Annotated in this window: 12 protein-coding genes; 7 read left to right on the forward strand and 5 right to left on the reverse strand. The window is 60.1% G+C overall.

All coding sequences use genetic code 11. The features are described from left to right. Positions 1-63: 63 nt before the first annotated feature. Positions 64-1689 carry a methyl-accepting chemotaxis protein gene (locus Q669_RS01585; RefSeq protein ID WP_022990972.1) on the forward strand — a complete coding sequence of 542 codons (1626 nt, stop codon included), beginning with the start codon at positions 64-66 and terminating at the stop codon, positions 1687-1689. Here Q669_RS01585 and Q669_RS01590 read toward each other — a convergent pair. Beyond that, positions 1683-4772, reverse strand: a complete 3090-nt coding sequence (locus Q669_RS01590) for an efflux RND transporter permease subunit (RefSeq protein WP_022990973.1) — start codon at positions 4770-4772, stop codon at positions 1683-1685. The two genes, Q669_RS01585 and Q669_RS01590, sit on opposite strands and share 7 nt — an antisense overlap. A 5-nt stretch (positions 4773-4777) precedes the next feature. Next, positions 4778-5860, reverse strand: coding sequence for an efflux RND transporter periplasmic adaptor subunit (locus Q669_RS01595; RefSeq protein WP_036148336.1), 1083 nt, complete (start codon positions 5858-5860; stop codon positions 4778-4780). A 332-nt stretch (positions 5861-6192) separates the two neighbouring features. Here Q669_RS01595 and ilvG point away from each other — a divergent pair, with 332 nt between their 5' ends. The 3 genes from ilvG to ilvD are packed head-to-tail and all read left to right on the forward strand — an operon-like array spanning position 6193 to position 9863. Then, positions 6193-7890: an acetolactate synthase 2 catalytic subunit gene (ilvG, locus tag Q669_RS01600; RefSeq protein ID WP_022990975.1), complete on the forward strand. Its 1698-nt coding sequence runs from the start codon at positions 6193-6195 to the stop codon at positions 7888-7890. Beyond that, positions 7887-8165, forward strand: a complete 279-nt coding sequence (locus tag Q669_RS01605; protein WP_022990976.1) for an ACT domain-containing protein — start codon at positions 7887-7889, stop codon at positions 8163-8165. Before ilvG ends, Q669_RS01605 begins: the two co-directional genes overlap by 4 nt. A gap of 21 nt (positions 8166-8186) precedes the next feature. Then, positions 8187-9863, forward strand: a complete 1677-nt coding sequence (ilvD, locus tag Q669_RS01610) for a dihydroxy-acid dehydratase (RefSeq protein ID WP_022990977.1) — start codon at positions 8187-8189, stop codon at positions 9861-9863. 220 nt (positions 9864-10083) lie between these two features. Here ilvD and Q669_RS01615 read toward each other — a convergent pair whose 3' ends face one another. The 3 genes from Q669_RS01615 to Q669_RS01625 all read right to left on the reverse strand — a co-directional run bounded on the left by Q669_RS01615 (position 10084) and on the right by Q669_RS01625 (position 13445). After that, a complete protein-coding gene (locus Q669_RS01615; RefSeq protein WP_022990978.1) occupies positions 10084-11265 on the reverse strand; it encodes a thiolase family protein in 1182 nt (393 codons plus the stop codon). Positions 11266-11457: 192 nt separating this feature from the next. After that, complete coding sequence (locus Q669_RS01620; protein ID WP_022990979.1) at positions 11458-12606, reverse strand: acyl-CoA dehydrogenase family protein; 1149 nt, start codon at positions 12604-12606, stop codon at positions 11458-11460. Positions 12607-12683: 77 nt separating this feature from the next. Further along, positions 12684-13445, reverse strand: coding sequence for a 3-hydroxyacyl-CoA dehydrogenase (locus tag Q669_RS01625; RefSeq protein WP_022990980.1), 762 nt, complete (start codon positions 13443-13445; stop codon positions 12684-12686). Between the two features lie 117 nt (positions 13446-13562). Here Q669_RS01625 and Q669_RS01630 point away from each other — a divergent pair, with 117 nt between their 5' ends. The 3 genes from Q669_RS01630 (at position 13563) to Q669_RS01640 (ending at position 17092) form a co-directional block, all read left to right on the forward strand. Further along, a complete protein-coding gene (locus Q669_RS01630; RefSeq protein WP_011785591.1) occupies positions 13563-14006 on the forward strand; it encodes a MerR family transcriptional regulator in 444 nt (147 codons plus the stop codon). A gap of 51 nt (positions 14007-14057) precedes the next feature. Continuing rightward, positions 14058-15224, forward strand: coding sequence for an isovaleryl-CoA dehydrogenase (locus tag Q669_RS01635; RefSeq protein WP_014420930.1), 1167 nt, complete (start codon positions 14058-14060; stop codon positions 15222-15224). A 260-nt stretch (positions 15225-15484) separates the two neighbouring features. Next, positions 15485-17092: a carboxyl transferase domain-containing protein gene (locus Q669_RS01640; protein WP_022990981.1), complete on the forward strand. Its 1608-nt coding sequence runs from the start codon at positions 15485-15487 to the stop codon at positions 17090-17092. The last annotated feature ends 12 nt before the right edge of the window (positions 17093-17104 follow it).

A 17104-nucleotide genomic window follows, 5' to 3' on the forward strand; every position in this document is an offset into this window, starting at 1 on the left:
GGCCGGCTTCCAATGAAGCGTTATCTTACCCCCACCCCCCGGATTAAAACAGGAACCCCACCCATGAACTGGTACTTCAAAAGTATCCTTAACCGGATCCTTACCATTATTGTGGTGTCCAACCTCGTGATTGCCGTTGTTGCAGGCATCTACTTCAACCGCTCTCTGGCCACCCAGAATGAGTATGATCATCTGGTGAGCGAGGAAATGGTCCAGGCACTTCAGGCCCAGGACATTCTCAGCGACTTCAAAACCCAGGTTCAGGAATGGAAAAACGTGCTGATCCGGGGCGCCGATACCGGCCAGCGTGAAAAATACTGGCAGCGTTTCCAGGCGGTGGAAGCGGATATCCAGCAACAACTGGGCGCATTAATCCCTGAACTGAATGACAACCAGGCACAATCCCTGATGACACAGTTCCGAACCGCTCACCAGCGTATGGGCGAAGCCTATCGCAGAGGGTTCCGCGATTTTGTCTCCTCGGGTTACGACCACACCGCGGGCGATCAGGCCGTTTCCGGCATAGACCGGGAGCCATCCAAACTGATTGAAGAAGCATCCGCCAGAATTCGGGACACCGCCGTGACTCATTCCGCGGAGCTTCGTGACGAAGCCACCAGCACCACCTGGCTGATGGGAGGCCTCCTGCTGGCCGCCATTATTCTCGGCACCCTCGCGTGCCTGAGCGTGCTGGTCCGTTCTGTGGTTCGACCCACCCAGGAATTGATCGGCAAGCTGGATCGCATCGGCAAAGGGGATCTGACTGATCCGGTCACGCTGAAGCGCCCGGATGAGTTGGGCCGCCTGGCAGACACCGCCCGCGCCTTGCACCGGTTCCTGCAGGAAACCGGCGAAATGATGAAACACAACGCCGAACACCTGGCAGACACCGGCGCCATGATCCGGACCAACGCCGACGCCGTGTCTTCCCAGTCGGACCGGGCTCATCAGCGCATCGACCAGATCGCAACCGCCATGAACGAGATGTCCGCCACCGCCCAGGATGTTGCTCAGCATGCGGCCTCAGTAGCCAGCCAGGTCGATGAGACCACGAACCAGACCCGCCATGCCGACGAACAGATCAACGATGCCGTCAGCAGCATGAATCGCCTGACGGATCAAATCCGGAGCTCGGCCACAACGGTGGCGGAACTGGCCAGGAGCGGTCAGCGCGTGGGTGATGTGATGCGAGTCATTCGCGAGATTGCCGATCAGACCAACCTGCTGGCGCTGAACGCAGCCATCGAAGCTGCTCGGGCAGGCGAAGCCGGCCGAGGCTTTGCGGTGGTGGCCGATGAAGTGCGCAACCTGGCTGCGAAAACCCAGGAGGCCACGGTCGAGATTGATGAGATCATTGCCAGCATTCAGGGCGGCTCCCGGGATGCCACGGAATACATGCAGGCATCAGAAGTGGTGGCCCGGGAAAGCAGTGAATCGGTGGATGCCGTTCGCAAAACCCTGGAGGACATTACCCGGCGGATGGTCAGCGTGAATGATGCCACCACCCAGGTGGCCACGGCCGCCGAGGAGCAGACCAGTGTGAGCGAAGACATCAATCGCAACGTTACCGAAGTCGCTGAGATTTCCGAAGCCATGCACAGCGCTGCCGAGGATAACCTGCACACGGTTCCGGAACTTGAAGCCATGGCCAGCAAGGCCAAAGACCTGGCCCAACGAATCCGCTACTGACCGCTCCGGGAAACGCGCCGGATCAGCGCCCTGACCCGCTGGCCGGTGCGTTCTCCCAGAACCAGCAGAGCGGGCGTCAACAATAGCGTCAGCAGGGTCGCAAAGGCTAAGCCACCGGCAATAGCACTGGATAACTGGGTCCACCATTGAGTGGATGGAGCCCCCAGGCCCAATGATGGCTCCAGCAGGTTCACATTCACCCCCAACACCATGGGCATCAGGCCAAGAATCGTGGTGACTGCCGTCAGCAACACCGGCCGAAAACGCAGGCAACCGGTCTCCAGAGCTGCCTCGTAGGCCGCTTTGCCCTCCCGCTTCATCTGATTGAAGGTATCGATCAGGATGATGTTGTTGTTCACCACAATACCCGCCAGCGCAATAATGCCCATGCCCACCATCACCACGCCAAAAGACTGACCGGAAAACAGCAAGCCCAGCAGCACTCCGGCGGTGGACAATACAATCGCCGACAGAATCAGCAGCGTCTGGTACAGGGAATTGAACTGGGTCACCAGAATCAGCAACATCAGGCCAACCGCCACCAGGAAAGCGGTGGTCAGGAAGTTTGCGGCCTGCTGCTGATCCTCGTTTTCACCGGCAAAGCGCACGCTCACCCCTTCCGGTGGCTCGGGCATCTCAGCCTGCAGGGTTCGCAGCAGCTCGTCCATCCGCCGGCCCGGCGCAACATCCGATTTAATGGTAATCGTGCGCTGGCCATCCACCCGGACAATGGAGCCGGTCTTGTCGCCCGGTTCCAGATCCACGAATTCGGAAAGCGGTACCTGACCGCGGGGCGTGTTCAGTGTCTGGCGCTCCAGGTGATCCAGTTCCCGCCAGTTGTTGGGCACCCGTACCGCAATGTCCACTTCATCGCGAACGTCTTCCGGTCGATAGGTGGCCAGCACCAGGCCATTGGTTACCAGCCGAACCGCACTGCCGATGCTCAACACATCGGTACCGAATCGAGCGGCCGCCTCACGATCCACATTCAGGCGCCACTCGATCCCGGGCAGGCTCCGGTCGTCTTCAATATCGACAAAACCACCGAGTTCGCGCATGCGGTTCTCAATGCTGTCGACATAGCCATCCAGCTGTGTGCTGTCCATACTGCTGACCTGCAGCTCGATGGGCTTGCCTTCAGCCGGGCCGCCCTCCTGCTTGCGGAACTCCAGTTCAATACCAGCGATATCGGCCGTACGTTCCCGAAAGTCTTCCAGAATATCCGTGGCCGTGCGGCGGGTGTACCAGTCCGTGAACTGGAACTGCAGAACGCCGATCACATCCGGCGCCATCTGGGAGCTGGTGGTCACCATGGAGCGCGCATACAGGGCCTTTACCTCCGGCATATTCTGCAAGCGTGACTCCACTTCCCGCACAATGGCATCCCGTTCCCACACCGACAGATCGCCACGAGCCCGCACCTGAACCTGGGCTGAGTCCGGCTCAACACTCGGGAAGAACTCGACACCGTGGTTAAAGCGCCCATAGGCGGCGTAAATCACCACAATCACCACCAGGGTGCCAAGTAAAGTCAGGCCCGGGCGCTGCAAAAGAGCCGCCAGCACCTGTCGATAGCCCCGCATGAAACGCCCTTCACTGGCATCCTGGTGGTGCCGGCGACCGCCGCTGACACCACCCATGACCGGCAGGAACACCAACGCCATAGCCAGTGAGGCAATCAGGCAGATCAACACAGTCATCGGCAGGTATTTCATGAACTCACCCACCACGCCGGGCCAGAACAGCAGCGGTACGAACACCGCGAGTGTCGTGGCGGTCGAGGCAATGACCGGCCAGGCCATGCGCGAGGCTGCTTCCACCCAGGCGGCTTTGACCGGCTGGCCGTCCGAAAGATTCCGGTCTGCCAGCTCTGACACCACGATGGCGCCATCCACCAGCATGCCGGCTACAAGGATCAGGCTGAACAGCACCACAATGTTGAGCGTCAGGCCCATACTCCAGATCACCAGAATGCCGGTCAGAAACGCCCCGGGGATGGTGAGCCCCACCAGCACCGCAGAGCGGGGCCCCATGGCCGCGATCACCACGATGATTACCAGCACAATGGCAGTCAGCACGTTGTTGAGCAGATCCGAGAGGATATCGCGCACTTCCTCGGACTGGTCCATGATGAAGCGGATATCGATGGTCTCCGGCAACCGGGGCCGGGACTCATCAATCAGGGTGCGAATCTGCTCAATGGTTTCAATAATGTTGGCGCCCGAGCGCTTGGAAACTTCCAGTACCAGGGCTGGCTCCCCGTTGATGCGGGCGAAGCCGGTCGGGTCTTTGAAGGTGCGCTGCAGCATGGCCACATCACCAAAGGTAACCACAGTGTCGCCGTCCACCTTCACTGGCATCGACATCACATCTTCGATGGTTTCGATTACTCCCGGCACTTTCAGCGCCATCCGACCATTACCCGTGTCCAGTGAGCCGGCAGCCACCAGCTGGTTGTTCCGGGTAACCAGGGAGGCCAACTGATCAAAATCGATGCCGTAGCTTTCCAGCACCTGGGGATCCACCACGATCTCCAGCAGATCCTCCCGGTCGCCACCAATTTCCACCTCCAGCACTTCGGGAATGGCTTCGATGGCATCCTGAAGTCGGCGCGCAATGGTAATCAGCTCGCGTTCCGACAGCGGACCGGACAGGCCTACCGACAACACCGGAAACAGCGACACGTTGATTTCATTGACCCGGGGTTCGTCGGCTTCCTGGGGTAGCTTGCTGCGGGCGGTATCCACCTTCTCCCGGACATCCTGCAAGGCCTTGTCCGGATCAAAGCCGGCGTCGAATTCCAGCATCACCGAGGCATGGCCTTCCGAGGCGGTACCGCGCATTTCCTTGATGCCTTCAAGCGAGCGCAGCTCCTGCTCCATGGGCCGGACCAACAGGCGCTCAGCGTCTTCCGGGCTGATGCCTTCGAGCGTCATCGAGACATAGATCATCGGAATGGTGACGTCCGGGTTCGATTCCTTGGGAATCACCTGGTAGGCCGCCATACCGCCCAACAGCAGGAACAGGAACAACAACAGCGTGGTGCGGCTTCGGTCCATGGCCGCGGCGATCAATGCTCGCATGGCTGTCAGCCCCGCTGGTCTGAGGTGTCAACAGGGCGCACCTGCTCACCCGGCGAGACAAATCCGGCGCCCCGGGTAATCAGGCGGATCTCCGGCGGCAATCCGGCAACCCAGGCGCCGTCGGTCGAGACGCTCAGCAACCGTACGGTTTCGAACACCACCCGGTTATCAGCATCGACAAACTTCACGCCGGGGCGACCGTCGTCATCCAGCCCCAGGTAGGCAGGCGATATGAATGTGGCCTGTTGCTCCGGCAGTTGAATGCTCAGGCTGGCGGAGCCGCCCGCAGCCCGCTTCAATTCAGGATTCTCCACCACCACTTCCACCGCAAAACTTCGGGTGTCCGAATTGGCAGCGCTGGCCACAAAACTGACAACGCCGGCCAGCCGGGAGCCGTCCAGCAGCTGAATATCTACGGCCTGCCCCGGTTGAACCAGCGCCGCCGATTGTTGGGGGATCTGTCCGGTGGCTTTCAGGCGGTCTATCTGTACCAGCTCAAACAGGGGCGTTCCCACCTGCACCAGACTGCCTTCGTCCACTTCGCGACGATTCACAGTGGCATCAAACGGTGCGATGGGCTTGAGGTGATTCAGTGCCAGTTCGGCCGCGGCAAGCTCAGCTCTTGCCGCAGCAAGCTCACTCTGCAGGCGCAGTATTTCGGTTTCGGCGGCCAGATTGCTGGAGCGCAGTTTCCGGGCGGCGGCCAGGTCTGCTTCCAGTTTGCGAATACTGGCCTGCCAGCGCTGAACCACCGTGTCCCGACCGTCCGTCGACAAGGTCGCCAACACCGTACCCGCTTTCACCTGTTGCCCCAGCTGAACGTTCAGTTGCTCAACGGTGCCGGCCACCCGGGCACTGACCTGAACCGACTGCCAGGGCTCCAGCTGACCCTGAAGTTTCAGGGCTGGCTGATAAGTCCGGGCGCTGACCGGTGTTACCTCTACCCGGGTTATGGCTACCTGTTCGGAGGCCGGCTCCTCCGGCGCCTCATCACTGGCAACTTTTACCTCACCCGTTGCCATCCAGATAACCAATAACACGATGACCAGAAGGGATAATCCCAGGGAGCTCCATTTTGCTCTTGTCATGCACCACTCGCCGTGAACAGATTCGGTTTGAGAAAGCGGAAAAACCGGCACCGGTTGAATTTCCGGAAATAAGCCCTTGCATCCGCCTGAAAACGTGGGTTAGATTCTACACACATTGTTCAACTCTATTCAGAGCAGATTGTCGATTCCATGAATCTCAACGCAGTTATGGTCCTTGTGAAGCTAGTCCTGGTGGTCGTGGTACCGTCCGGGGGCTTTTGCGTGGACAAGCGGGTGAGATAGCGACAACCTGACAACGACACCAGAAACCCCCGGCACCGCAAGGTCCCGGGGGTTTCTTTTTTGCGGCAAAGAAAAAGGGAAAAACGACCATGAACGGCTCACAGCACATTCTTGAAGCGTTCCACCGCCATAACATCAGCACGGTTTTCGGGTATCCGGGTGGCTGCATCATGCCCCTGTACGACGCGCTGGTGGATGACGTGGGTGTGGAGCATGTGCTGTGCCGCCACGAACAGGCCTGTGCCCTGGCGGCAGACGGTTATGCCCGCACGAGTGGCCAACTGGGAGTTTGTATTGCCACCTCCGGCCCCGGCGCCACCAACCTGATCACTGGCGTTGCCAACGCCTACATGGATTCCATTCCCCTGCTGGTGATCACCGGGCAGGTCCCCTCCGGATTGATTGGTACCGACGCCTTTCAGGAAACCGACATCCTCGGCATGACCCTCGGCATCGTCAAACACAGCTACCTGGTAGATGACCCCGAAGACCTGCCGGGCATTCTGGAGGAAGCCATCGACCTGGCCCAGGCTGGCCGCCCCGGGCCGGTGTGGATTGATATTCCCAAAGATATTCTGTTGTCCGAGATTGAGGCTCCAGCCCCGGCCTGCACCGAGGCACCGCCAGCAGATTGCCCGGAGATCGGCCCGGCCCTGGCCATGCTGAGATCGGCCAAGCGGCCCCTGCTCTACAGCGGTGGCGGTGTGTCTCTGGCCAGAGCCGAGGACCTTTTCCGGGCCTTTGCCGAAGTCTCGGGACTGCCGGGGGTCGTTACCCTCAAGGGCATTGGCAACGCCGGCCGAAACAACCCGAATGATCTGGGCATGCTCGGCATGCACGGTTCCCGGGCGGCCAACAAGGCGGTTGATGAGTGCGACCTTCTGTTCGTGATCGGTGCCCGGCTGGATGACCGTGCCACCGGCAAGCTGGACGGCTTCGCGCCGAATGCCCGGATGATCCACATTGATGCCGATGCCGCCGAGATCAACAAACTGCGGCCGGCAGACCTGTCTCTGCGTGGTGACCTGAACGCCATCCTGGCGGCATTAACCGATGCCATTGCGGCTGAGCCACTGGCCATCGACGCCTGGCAGAAACAATGCCGCACCTGGCATACCACCGGAGGCTTTCGCGCCGCAGATAACGAGGAACCGTTGGCCCCCATTACCGGTCCCGCATTCATTCGTCAGCTTTCCGGCATTACCGGCGACAACACCGTCATCGCCTGCGATGTTGGCCAGCACCAGATGTGGGTTGCCCAGTACTACCAGTTCGCCCATCCACGCCACCACCTGACCAGTGGAGGCCTGGGCACCATGGGCTTCGGGCTTCCTGCGGCCATCGGCGCCCAGTTCGCGGACCGTACCCGCACCGTCATTAACGTGACCGGCGACGGCTCGTTCATGATGAACGCCCAGGAACTGGCCACGATCCGACGCTACAACCTCCCGCTGAAGCTGATCATTCTGGACAATCAGTGCCTGGGCATGGTTCGTCAGCAGCAGGAACTGTTCTACAACAACCGCGAGAGCCAGATCGACCTGGATGACAATCCGGACTTTGTCGCCATGGCCCGGGCGTTCGACATCCCGGCCCTGCACATTGAGCGGACCGATCAGATCCGCCGCGGCATCGAGACCATTCTGGCGTACAACGGCCCGATGCTGCTGCATGTTGCCATCAGTCGTGAAGAGAACGTCTGGCCCATCGTCAAAGCCGGCGCCAGCAACAAGGAAATGATTGACGAACCCCGCAAAACGAACAGCCGCAAGGAGCAGGTAGCATGAAGCCGAACCATGAGATTTCCAGTCAACGATATACCCTGAATTGCCGCATGAACCAGGAAGCGGCGGCTCTGGAGCGGCTTTGCCGGGTGGTACGGGTGCGAGGTTTCCGGATTTCAAAGATGGCCATGGAATCAACTGGCGATACCCTCGACATCGCTCTCACGCTGGAGGGTTCCCGGCCAGTTGCTATGCTTCAATCTCAGCTGGAGAAACTGCATACCGTTGCCGGAGTTGAACTGGTCTCCGATACCATGGCACGGTCGCGCACGGCTTGAAACGACGGAGAGGGATAACGCATGACAACCGATAAACGACGCCGACACTCGGCACCGGTGGTAGACGGTATCAACAAATCCGCCAGCCGGGCCATGCTCCGGGCGGTGGGTTTTACCGACGAGGATTTCCGCAAACCCCAGATTGGCATTGCCTCCACCTGGAGCAATCTCACCCCCTGCAACATGCACATTGACGGCCTGGCCCGGGAGGCCGCCAAGGGTGCCGACGGAGCCGGGGGTAAGAGCCTGATCTTCAACACCATCACCATCTCCGATGGCATCGCCAACGGCACCGAGGGCATGAAATACTCCCTGGTGTCGCGCGAGGTGATTGCCGATTCCATTGAGACCGTGGCCGGTTGTGAGGGCTTCGACGGACAGGTCGCCATCGGTGGCTGCGACAAGAACATGCCCGGCTGCATGATGGGCCTGGCCCGGCTGAACCGGCCCTCGGTCTTCGTTTACGGCGGCACCATCATGCCCGGCGAGAACCACACCGACATCATCTCCGTGTTCGAGGCAGTGGGTGCCCATGCCCGCGGCAACATGGAGCTGATCGAAGTCAAACAGATCGAGGAAACCGCGATTCCCGGGCCAGGCTCCTGTGGCGGCATGTACACCGCCAACACCATGGCCTCCGCCATTGAGGCCATGGGCATGAGCCTGCCAGGCAGCTCCGCCCAGAACGCCGTTTCCGACAGCAAACTGGCGGATTGCAAAGCCGCAGGCGCCGCGGTGCTGAAACTGCTCGAAGCCGATATCAAGCCCTCCGACATCATGACCCGGGAAGCCTTCGAGAACGCCATCACCGTGGTGATCGCGCTGGGCGGTTCCACCAACGCCGTGCTTCACCTTCTGGGTATGGCCAGTACCGTGGGAGTGGAGCTGTCACTGGACGATTTCGTACGCATCGGCAAACGGGTACCGGTCCTGGCGGACCTTCGCCCCTCCGGCCACTACATGATGTCCGAGCTGGTGGCCATTGGTGGCATTCAGCCGCTAATGAAGATGCTGCTCGACCGGGGGCTGCTGCACGGAGACTGCCTGACAGTAACCGGCAAGACCCTCGCAGAGAATCTCGAGACCGTGGTGCCCTACCCCGAAGACCAGCAGATCATCCACGCCTTCGATAACCCGATCAAAGCCGACAGCCATTTGCGCATTCTCTACGGCAACCTGGCTCCGGAAGGCTCGGTGGCGAAAATCACTGGCAAGGAAGGCACCCATTTCTCCGGTCGAGCCCGAGTCTTTCATTCGGAAGAGGAAGCCCAGGAGCGAATCCTGGATGGCACCGTGGTGGCCGGCGACGTGCTGGTGATCCGATACGAAGGCCCGAAGGGCGGGCCTGGCATGCGGGAAATGCTCAGCCCCACCTCGGCGATTATGGGCAAAGGCCTGGGCAGTGATGTAGCTCTGATTACAGACGGCCGCTTCTCCGGTGGCAGCCATGGTTTTGTGGTTGGCCACATCACACCTGAGGCCGCCGTGGGCGGGCCGATTGCGCTGGTAGAAGACGGCGACACCATTACCATTGATGCCGTGAGCAACTCGATTGTGCTGGAAATCTCTGACGAGGAAATGGAAAAACGGCGCAAAGCCTGGACGCCGCCGGAACCGCGATTCAGTCGGGGCGTGCTGGCCAAATATGCCCGGGTGGTGAGTTCCGCATCTACGGGGGCCGTTACCGACCTGCCCTAGTTGGGTTTGGGCTCGCAGCCTTGAAGTTGCGGGGCAGGTACGGCGGGTATGGGGTATTTTTCTTCGGGAAAAAGAACTCGCTTCGCTCAGACACCTTTTTCCTGTCAGAAAAATACCCCATACCCCCCTACCGACGTGCAGTACAGATATATCCGCCAATGCCCGTCGGCCACCCCGCAAGCCCGCCCCGAACTGACAGGCTACAGGGAATATAAGCCGATCAGATCAACTCAATAGCCACAGCCGTGGCTTCACCACCACCGATGCAGAGCGAGGCTACACCACGCTTAAGCCCACGCTGTTTCAACGCATTGATCAGGGTGACGATGATCCGTGAGCCGGAGGAACCAATCGGGTGACCGAGGGCGCAGGCGCCGCCGTGCACGTTGACCTTCTCCGCAGGAAGCTTCAGCTCATTGATCGCCGCCAGGGTGACCACGGCGAAAGCTTCGTTGATCTCGAACAGATCGACATCGTCCAGCGTCCACCCCGCTTTCTTGAGCACCTTCTCGATGGAGCCGATCGGTGCGATGGTGAATTCGGACGGCAGGCGTGCGTTGGTAGCGTGGGCCACGATGCGGGCCTGCGGGGTCAGGCCCCGGGCATCGGCTTCTGCGGCAGAGGCCAGTACCAGCGCGGAAGCACCATCACTGATGGAGCTGGAGTTGGCGGCGGTGACGGAACCGTCTTTGGCGAACGCGGGTTTGAGATGTGGAATTTTCTCCGGTTTGGCGTTGCCCGGCTGTTCATCGGTATCCACTTCGGTGTCACCGCCCCGGCCCGGGACCGTTACCGATACGATTTCGTCCCGGAACCAGCCGTTTTCGATGGCCGCCAGGGATTTTTGCAGGGAGCCGATGGCGAATTCGTCCATGGCCTGGCGGGTGATGTCGAATTTGTCAGCCGTGCGCTGGGCGAATACGCCCATCAGGCCACCCTCGTAGGCATCTTCCAGGCCGTCCAGGAACATGCTGTCGAGTACCTGGCCATGGCCCATGCGCATGCCGGCGCGGGCTTTCGGCAACAGGTACGGTGCCTGGCTCATGTTTTCCATGCCGCCGGCGATCATGATGTTGTTGGTGCCAGCTTTGATCTGGTCGTGGGCCATGATGACGGCCTGCATGCCGGAGCCGCACATTTTGTTGATGGTGGTACAACCGGAGCTGTCCGGTATGCCAGAGGCCCTCGAGGCCTGGCGGGCTGGTGCCTGGCCCAGACCGCCGGGCAATACGCAGCCCATGATCACTTCCTGGATGTCTGCCGGCTGAAGGCCAGAGCGCTCAATGGCGGCCTTTATGGCGACGGCGCCCAGGTCCGGTGAACGTACCGAGCTCAGGGAGCCCATCATTCCGCCCATGGGGGTTCGGGCGGAGCCTGCTATAACGATGTCATTGTTGTTCATTGAATCTGGTCTCCATGTTGGGAGTCAGGTTCGATCAGGGGGATACCTTTCCGAGACACGCTGTGAATACATCCCTGTACGCTCGACAAAAGCCATCCATGACTTTTGACGGTCCCGGAAAGGTATCCCCCTGCTCGAACCCCATACATTTCAGTCGCCTTCAAAAAGAATTAGCGCTGGATTCAGGAGGTACTATCTTCCGAGTACCGACCGGGCAATGATTTCCTTCATTACTTCCGACGTGCCGCCATAAATCCGCTGCACCCGGGCATCAATAAAGTTCCTGGAAATCGGGTACTCCGTGGTGTAGCCATAGCCGCCAAACAGCTGCAAACAGCCATCAGCAACACGACACTGCATCTCGGTAGCGCTGTACTTGGCCATGGACGCCGTGGGGGCATCCAATTTGCCCTCTTCGTATTCCCGAATGCACTGGTCCACAAACGCTTTGTTGATGCGGTAATCCGTTTCCATGCGGGCAATTTCGAAGCGTGTGTTCTGCAACTGGCTGAGCTTCTGGCCAAACAGCTCACGCTCCTGGGCATACTGGATCGTCATGTCCAGCGAGCCCCGGGCCGCTGCCACCCCCAGCGCTCCGATCACCAGTCGCTCACGGGGCAGTTCGCGCATCAGGTAAACGAAACCCTGCCCTTCCTCGCCCAGCAACGCCGAGGCAGGTACGCGCATGTCGGAGAAAAACAGCTCGGAGGTATCGCCAGAGTGCTGGCCAATCTTGTCCAGGTTCCGGCCTTTGCTGAATCCTGGCAACGACGTATCGACCAGAAACAGGCTGATCCCTTTGGCTCCGGCTTTGGGATCGGTTTTGGCGGCGACGATCACCATATCGGCGTGTTGGCCGTTGGTGATGAAGGTCTTGGAGCCATTGAGGATGTAGTCGTCGCCGTCTTTTACAGCGCTGGTGCGCATGGCCTGCAAGTCGCTGCCGGCGCCCGGTTCGGTCATGGCAATGGCGCCCACCGCCTCACCTGATACCATCTTCGGCAGCCACTGCTGTTTCTGCTGTTCATTGCCGATATGGCTGAGATAGGGCGCGACAATGTCGGAATGCACCATCACGTTGGTGGAAAGCGCACCAAATCCCAGCCGGGCAAGCTCCTCACCCACCACGACCGAGTACTGGAAGGGTGCGCCGCAGCCGCCGCAGTTTTCCGGCACATCGACGCACAGCATGCCTGCATCGCCCAGAGTGTTCCAAAGCTCCCGTGGCACAATGCCGCTTTTCTCCCAGGCCTCGTAATGCGGGGCCACTTCGGTTTCCAGAGCCTTGATCACAGACTCCCGGAAAAGAGCCAGTTCTTCCTGATCGACAGGGTTAGTCATATCACTCACCTGTGGTTACCGGTTCGCTTTTGGCGAACACCATTACAGAAACCTGCTTTTGGCAGGTTATTCCAATGTCACTTTGGCGCCATCCGCAGGGCACAATCAAGCCGGATGACTTCGCCATTCAGAATCGGGTTGCGCACCATCTGGTCCACCATCATCCCGAACTCTTCCGGTTTACCGAGACGTTTCGGGAACGGCAACGTGGCTGCAAGGCTGTCCTGCACTTCCTGGGGCATACCCGCCAGCATTGGTGTCATAAACAGGCCAGGAGCAATGGTATTCACCCGAATCCCTTCACGGGCCAGTTCGCGGGCCGCCTGCAGGGTCAGGGACACCACACCGCCTTTGGATGCGCTGTAAGCCGCCTGGCCAATCTGGCCTTCGTAGGCAGCAACCGAAGCGGTATTGATGATGACACCGCGCTCGCCGTCACCGTTCGGTTCCCGTTGCGCCATATCGGCAGCCGCCAGCCGCAGGATATTGAAGGTGCCGATCAGATTAACCTGGACCACCTTGCTAAAGCTTTCCAGCGGCATCACACCTTCCCGGCCCAGAATCTTGGCCGCCGGCGCAATACCCGCGCAGTTCACGGCGACACCGCAGGGGCCGTGAGCCTCTCGCGCAGCACTGACAGCAGCCTCAGCACTGTCGGCCGAAGTCACATCGCAATGCAGGAAGATACCGCCGAGCTCAGCCGCAACCTTTTCGCCCTGCTCCTTGTTCACATCAAGAATCGCAACCTTGCAGCCAGCCGCCGCCAGAGCACGGGCAGAGCCCTCACCCAGACCGGAGGCACCGCCTGTTACAATTGCCGGCACATTCTGGAATTCCATCGGGTACTCCTTATTAACAATGATCGAAGTCTGATCCGCGGGTATTCATTCGGACCACAAAAAAACTTTACGTTTACGTAAACTTTAACTAACCTTGGTGAAAAAAGGAAATCCGTCATGAGCGAAAAACGAACTTTCAGCATCAGCGAGCTTTCCCAGGAGTTCGATGTAACCACCCGGAGCATCCGGTTCTATGAAGACCAGGGGTTGCTCAAGCCCACCCGGCGCGGGCAAACCCGGATCTTCAGCACCAAGGACCGCGTTCGCTTGAAGCTGATTCTCCGGGGCAAGCGCATGGGCTTTTCCCTGGCCGAAACGAAAGAACTGTTCGACCTCTGGGACGAAACGCTGACCGGCAATGAAAAGCAGCTGCTGAAGATGCTGGAAATCCTCAGCGCAAGACGGGAACAGCTGGAACAGCAGAAAGAAGACATTGCCATGGCAGAGATGGAAATGGACACCGCCGAAGCACGGTGCCGCGAGGCCCTGACCGAACTGCAGAAGAAAAAGGAAGAGCAGGGCCTGACGACGAACACCAAAGAAACCGCTGTCAGCAAATAGAACCTGGCAGCCAACGGATACCCGACGTTAAAAACAAAAAGGTAGCAAACGATGAAATCACAGTACTCAGAGCTCAATTTCGGCCTCGGCGAGACCCTGGACATGCTCCGGGAACAGGTGAATAACTTCGCCGCCACCGAAATCGCCCCGCGGGCCGAGGAAATCGACAAAAACAACGAATTCCCCATGGACCTGTGGCGCAAACTGGGCGACATGGGCCTGCTGGGCATTACCGTCAGCGAAGAGTACGGCGGCTCCGACATGGGCTATGTGGCCCACGTCATCGCCATGGAAGAAATCAGCCGCGCCTCGGCCTCCGTTGGCCTCTCTTACGGTGCCCACTCCAACCTGTGCGTGAACCAGATTCACCGCAACGGCACCGAAGAACAAAAGCAGAAATACCTGCCCAAGCTGGTTACCGGTGAACACATCGGCGCCCTGGCCATGTCCGAGCCCAACGCCGGCTCCGACGTAATCTCCATGAAACTCCACGCCCGCGACGAAGGCGACCACTACGTCCTCAACGGCAACAAAATGTGGATCACCAACGGCCCGGACGCACACACTTACGTTATCTACGCCAAGACCGACCCGAAAGGCGGTTCCAAAGGCGTCACCGCCTTTATCGTGGAGCGCGACTACCCGGGCTTCAGTCGCCACCAGAAACTCGACAAACTCGGCATGCGCGGCTCCAACACCTGTGAACTGGTGTTCCAGGACTGCAAAGTTCCCAAAGAAAACGTCCTCGGCGGCGTGGGCAACGGTGCCAAAGTCCTCATGAGCGGCCTCGACTACGAACGCCTCGTCCTCTCCGGCGGCCCGCTGGGCATCATGCAGGCTGCTATGGACGTGGTCGTCCCCTACATCCGCGAGCGCAAACAATTCGGCCAGGCCATCGGTGAATTCGAACTGGTACAGGGCAAAGTCGCCGACATGTACACCTGGATGAACACCGCGAAATCCTACGTCTACATGGTGGCCCAGTCCGCCGACCGCGGCGAAACCACCCGCAAAGACGCCGCCGGCGCCATCCTCTACTCCGCCGAAATGGCCACCAAACTGGCCCTGGACGCCATCCAGCTGCTGGGCGGCAACGGCTACATCAACGAATACCCGACCGGCCGCCTGCTGCGGGACGCGAAACTCTACGAAATCGGCGCTGGAACGTCTGAAATCCGACGGATGCTGATCGGTCGCGAGCTGTTCCTGAACAAGTAACGAAGCGCGGACTCCAGCTCCCAATGTACGACAAGGGGCTGGAGGGGGAGCCTTCCGAAAATGTCGGAGGCCATGGATGGCCGGAGAGAAGCGCACATGGATGTGCTTGTAGCGGTTTTCGGAAGGCTCCCCCTCCAGCCCCGCAGCAACAACACATGAATTGACGAGGTTGGACAAGGGCTTGGCGGAATGCTCGTAGCATTTCCCGGAAAGCACACCCCGCCAGACCCGGACGCCCCCAAACCGAGGGATACGAACCAATGACCGTGCTCCAAAGCAAAATCAACCCAAGGTCCGACGAATTCCAGGCCAACCACCAGGCCATGCAACAAGCCGTCGCCGACCTCCGGGAAAAAGTCGAAAAGATCCACCAGGGCGGCGGCCCCGACTACCAGAAGCGCCACACCGACCGAGGCAAACTCCTGCCCCGCGAGCGCATCAACACCCTCATCGACGAAGGCTCCCCCTTCCTCGAAATCGGCCAGTTCGCCGCCTACAACGTCTATAAGGAAGAAGTGCCCGCCGCTGGCGTCATCGCCGGCATCGGCCGCGTCTCCGGCACCGAGTGCATGATTATCGCCAACGACGCCACTGTCAAAGGCGGCACCTACTTCCCGCTGACCGTGAAAAAACACCTGCGGGCCCAGGAAATCGCCATGGCCAACCGCCTGCCCTGCATCTACCTGGTGGATTCCGGTGGCGCCAACCTGCCCCAACAGGACGAAGTCTTCCCCGACCGCGACCACTTCGGCCGCATCTTCTACAACCAGGCCCGCATGAGCGCAGACGACATTCCCCAGATCGCCGTCGTCATGGGCCTGTGTACCGCCGGGGGCGCCTACGTACCCGCCATGGCCGACGAATCCATCATCGTCCGTAACCAGGGCACCATATTCCTGGCCGGCCCTCCGCTGGTAAAAGCCGCCACAGGTGAAGTGGTCAGCGCGGAAGACCTGGGGGGCGCCGATGTGCACTGTAAAATCTCCGGTGTCGCCGACCATTACGCCGAGAACGACGCCCACGGCCTGGCAATCGCCCGCCGATGCGTGGCCAACCTGAACCGTCGCAAACCGGTACCGGTTGAGGTCCAGAAGCCCCGCGCCCCGCTGTACGATCAGGAAGAAATCTACGGCATCGTCGGCACCGACCTGCGCAAGCAGTTTGATGCGCGCGACGTCATCGCCCGCATCGTCGACGGCTCAGAATTCGACGAATTCAAGCGTTACTACGGCTCCACCCTGGTGACCGGGTTTGCCCACATCCACGGCTACCCAGTGGGCATCATCGCCAACAACGGCATCCTGTTCAGCGAATCCGCCCAGAAAGGCGCGCACTTTATTGAACTGTGCTGCCAGCGCAACATACCGCTGCTGTTCCTGCAGAACATCACCGGCTTTATGGTGGGCCAGAAGTACGAAGCTGAGGGCATCGCCAAACACGGCGCCAAGATGGTGATGGCCGTGGCCTGTGCCAACGTGCCCAAGATCACCGTTCTGATTGGCGGTAGCTACGGCGCTGGCAACTACGGCATGTGTGGCCGCGCCTACAGCCCGGACTTCCTGTGGATGTGGCCGAATGCCCGGATCTCCGTGATGGGCGGCGAACAGGCAGCCGGCGTGCTGGCGCAGGTGCGCCGGGAAGGCCTGGAGCGTAAAGGCCAGAGCTGGAGCGCGGAGGAAGAAGCCGAGTTCAAGAAGCCCATTACCGAAACCTACGAACACCAGGGCCACCCCTACTACGCCAGCGCCCGCCTGTGGGATGACGGCGTGATCGACCCGGCCCAGACCCGGGAAGTGGTTGCCCTGAGCCTGTCTGCCACCCTCAACCGGCCCGCCAAGCCCACGCGCTTCGGCGTGTTCCGCATGTAAAGGAGCGCAGCC

Origin of the sequence: Marinobacter sp. C1S70 (assembly GCF_000475355.1) — a bacterium.
GTDB classification, from domain to species: domain Bacteria; phylum Pseudomonadota; class Gammaproteobacteria; order Pseudomonadales; family Oleiphilaceae; genus Marinobacter; species Marinobacter nauticus.

Excerpts from the sequence above, each read along its gene's own strand:
- Q669_RS01585 (WP_022990972.1), top strand. The coding sequence starts at position 64 with ATGAACTGGTACTTCAAAAGTATCCTTAACCGGATCCTTACCATTATT.
- Q669_RS01590 (WP_022990973.1), bottom strand. The coding sequence starts at position 4,772 with ATGCGAGCATTGATCGCCGCGGCCATGGACCGAAGCCGCACCACGCTG.
- Q669_RS01595 (WP_036148336.1), bottom strand. The coding sequence starts at position 5,860 with ATGACAAGAGCAAAATGGAGCTCCCTGGGATTATCCCTTCTGGTCATC.
- ilvG (WP_022990975.1), top strand. The coding sequence starts at position 6,193 with ATGAACGGCTCACAGCACATTCTTGAAGCGTTCCACCGCCATAACATC.
- Q669_RS01605 (WP_022990976.1), top strand. The coding sequence starts at position 7,887 with ATGAAGCCGAACCATGAGATTTCCAGTCAACGATATACCCTGAATTGC.
- ilvD (WP_022990977.1), top strand. The coding sequence starts at position 8,187 with ATGACAACCGATAAACGACGCCGACACTCGGCACCGGTGGTAGACGGT.
- Q669_RS01615 (WP_022990978.1), bottom strand. The coding sequence starts at position 11,265 with ATGAACAACAATGACATCGTTATAGCAGGCTCCGCCCGAACCCCCATG.
- Q669_RS01620 (WP_022990979.1), bottom strand. The coding sequence starts at position 12,606 with ATGACTAACCCTGTCGATCAGGAAGAACTGGCTCTTTTCCGGGAGTCT.
- Q669_RS01625 (WP_022990980.1), bottom strand. The coding sequence starts at position 13,445 with ATGGAATTCCAGAATGTGCCGGCAATTGTAACAGGCGGTGCCTCCGGT.
- Q669_RS01630 (WP_011785591.1), top strand. The coding sequence starts at position 13,563 with ATGAGCGAAAAACGAACTTTCAGCATCAGCGAGCTTTCCCAGGAGTTC.
- Q669_RS01635 (WP_014420930.1), top strand. The coding sequence starts at position 14,058 with ATGAAATCACAGTACTCAGAGCTCAATTTCGGCCTCGGCGAGACCCTG.
- Q669_RS01640 (WP_022990981.1), top strand. The coding sequence starts at position 15,485 with ATGACCGTGCTCCAAAGCAAAATCAACCCAAGGTCCGACGAATTCCAG.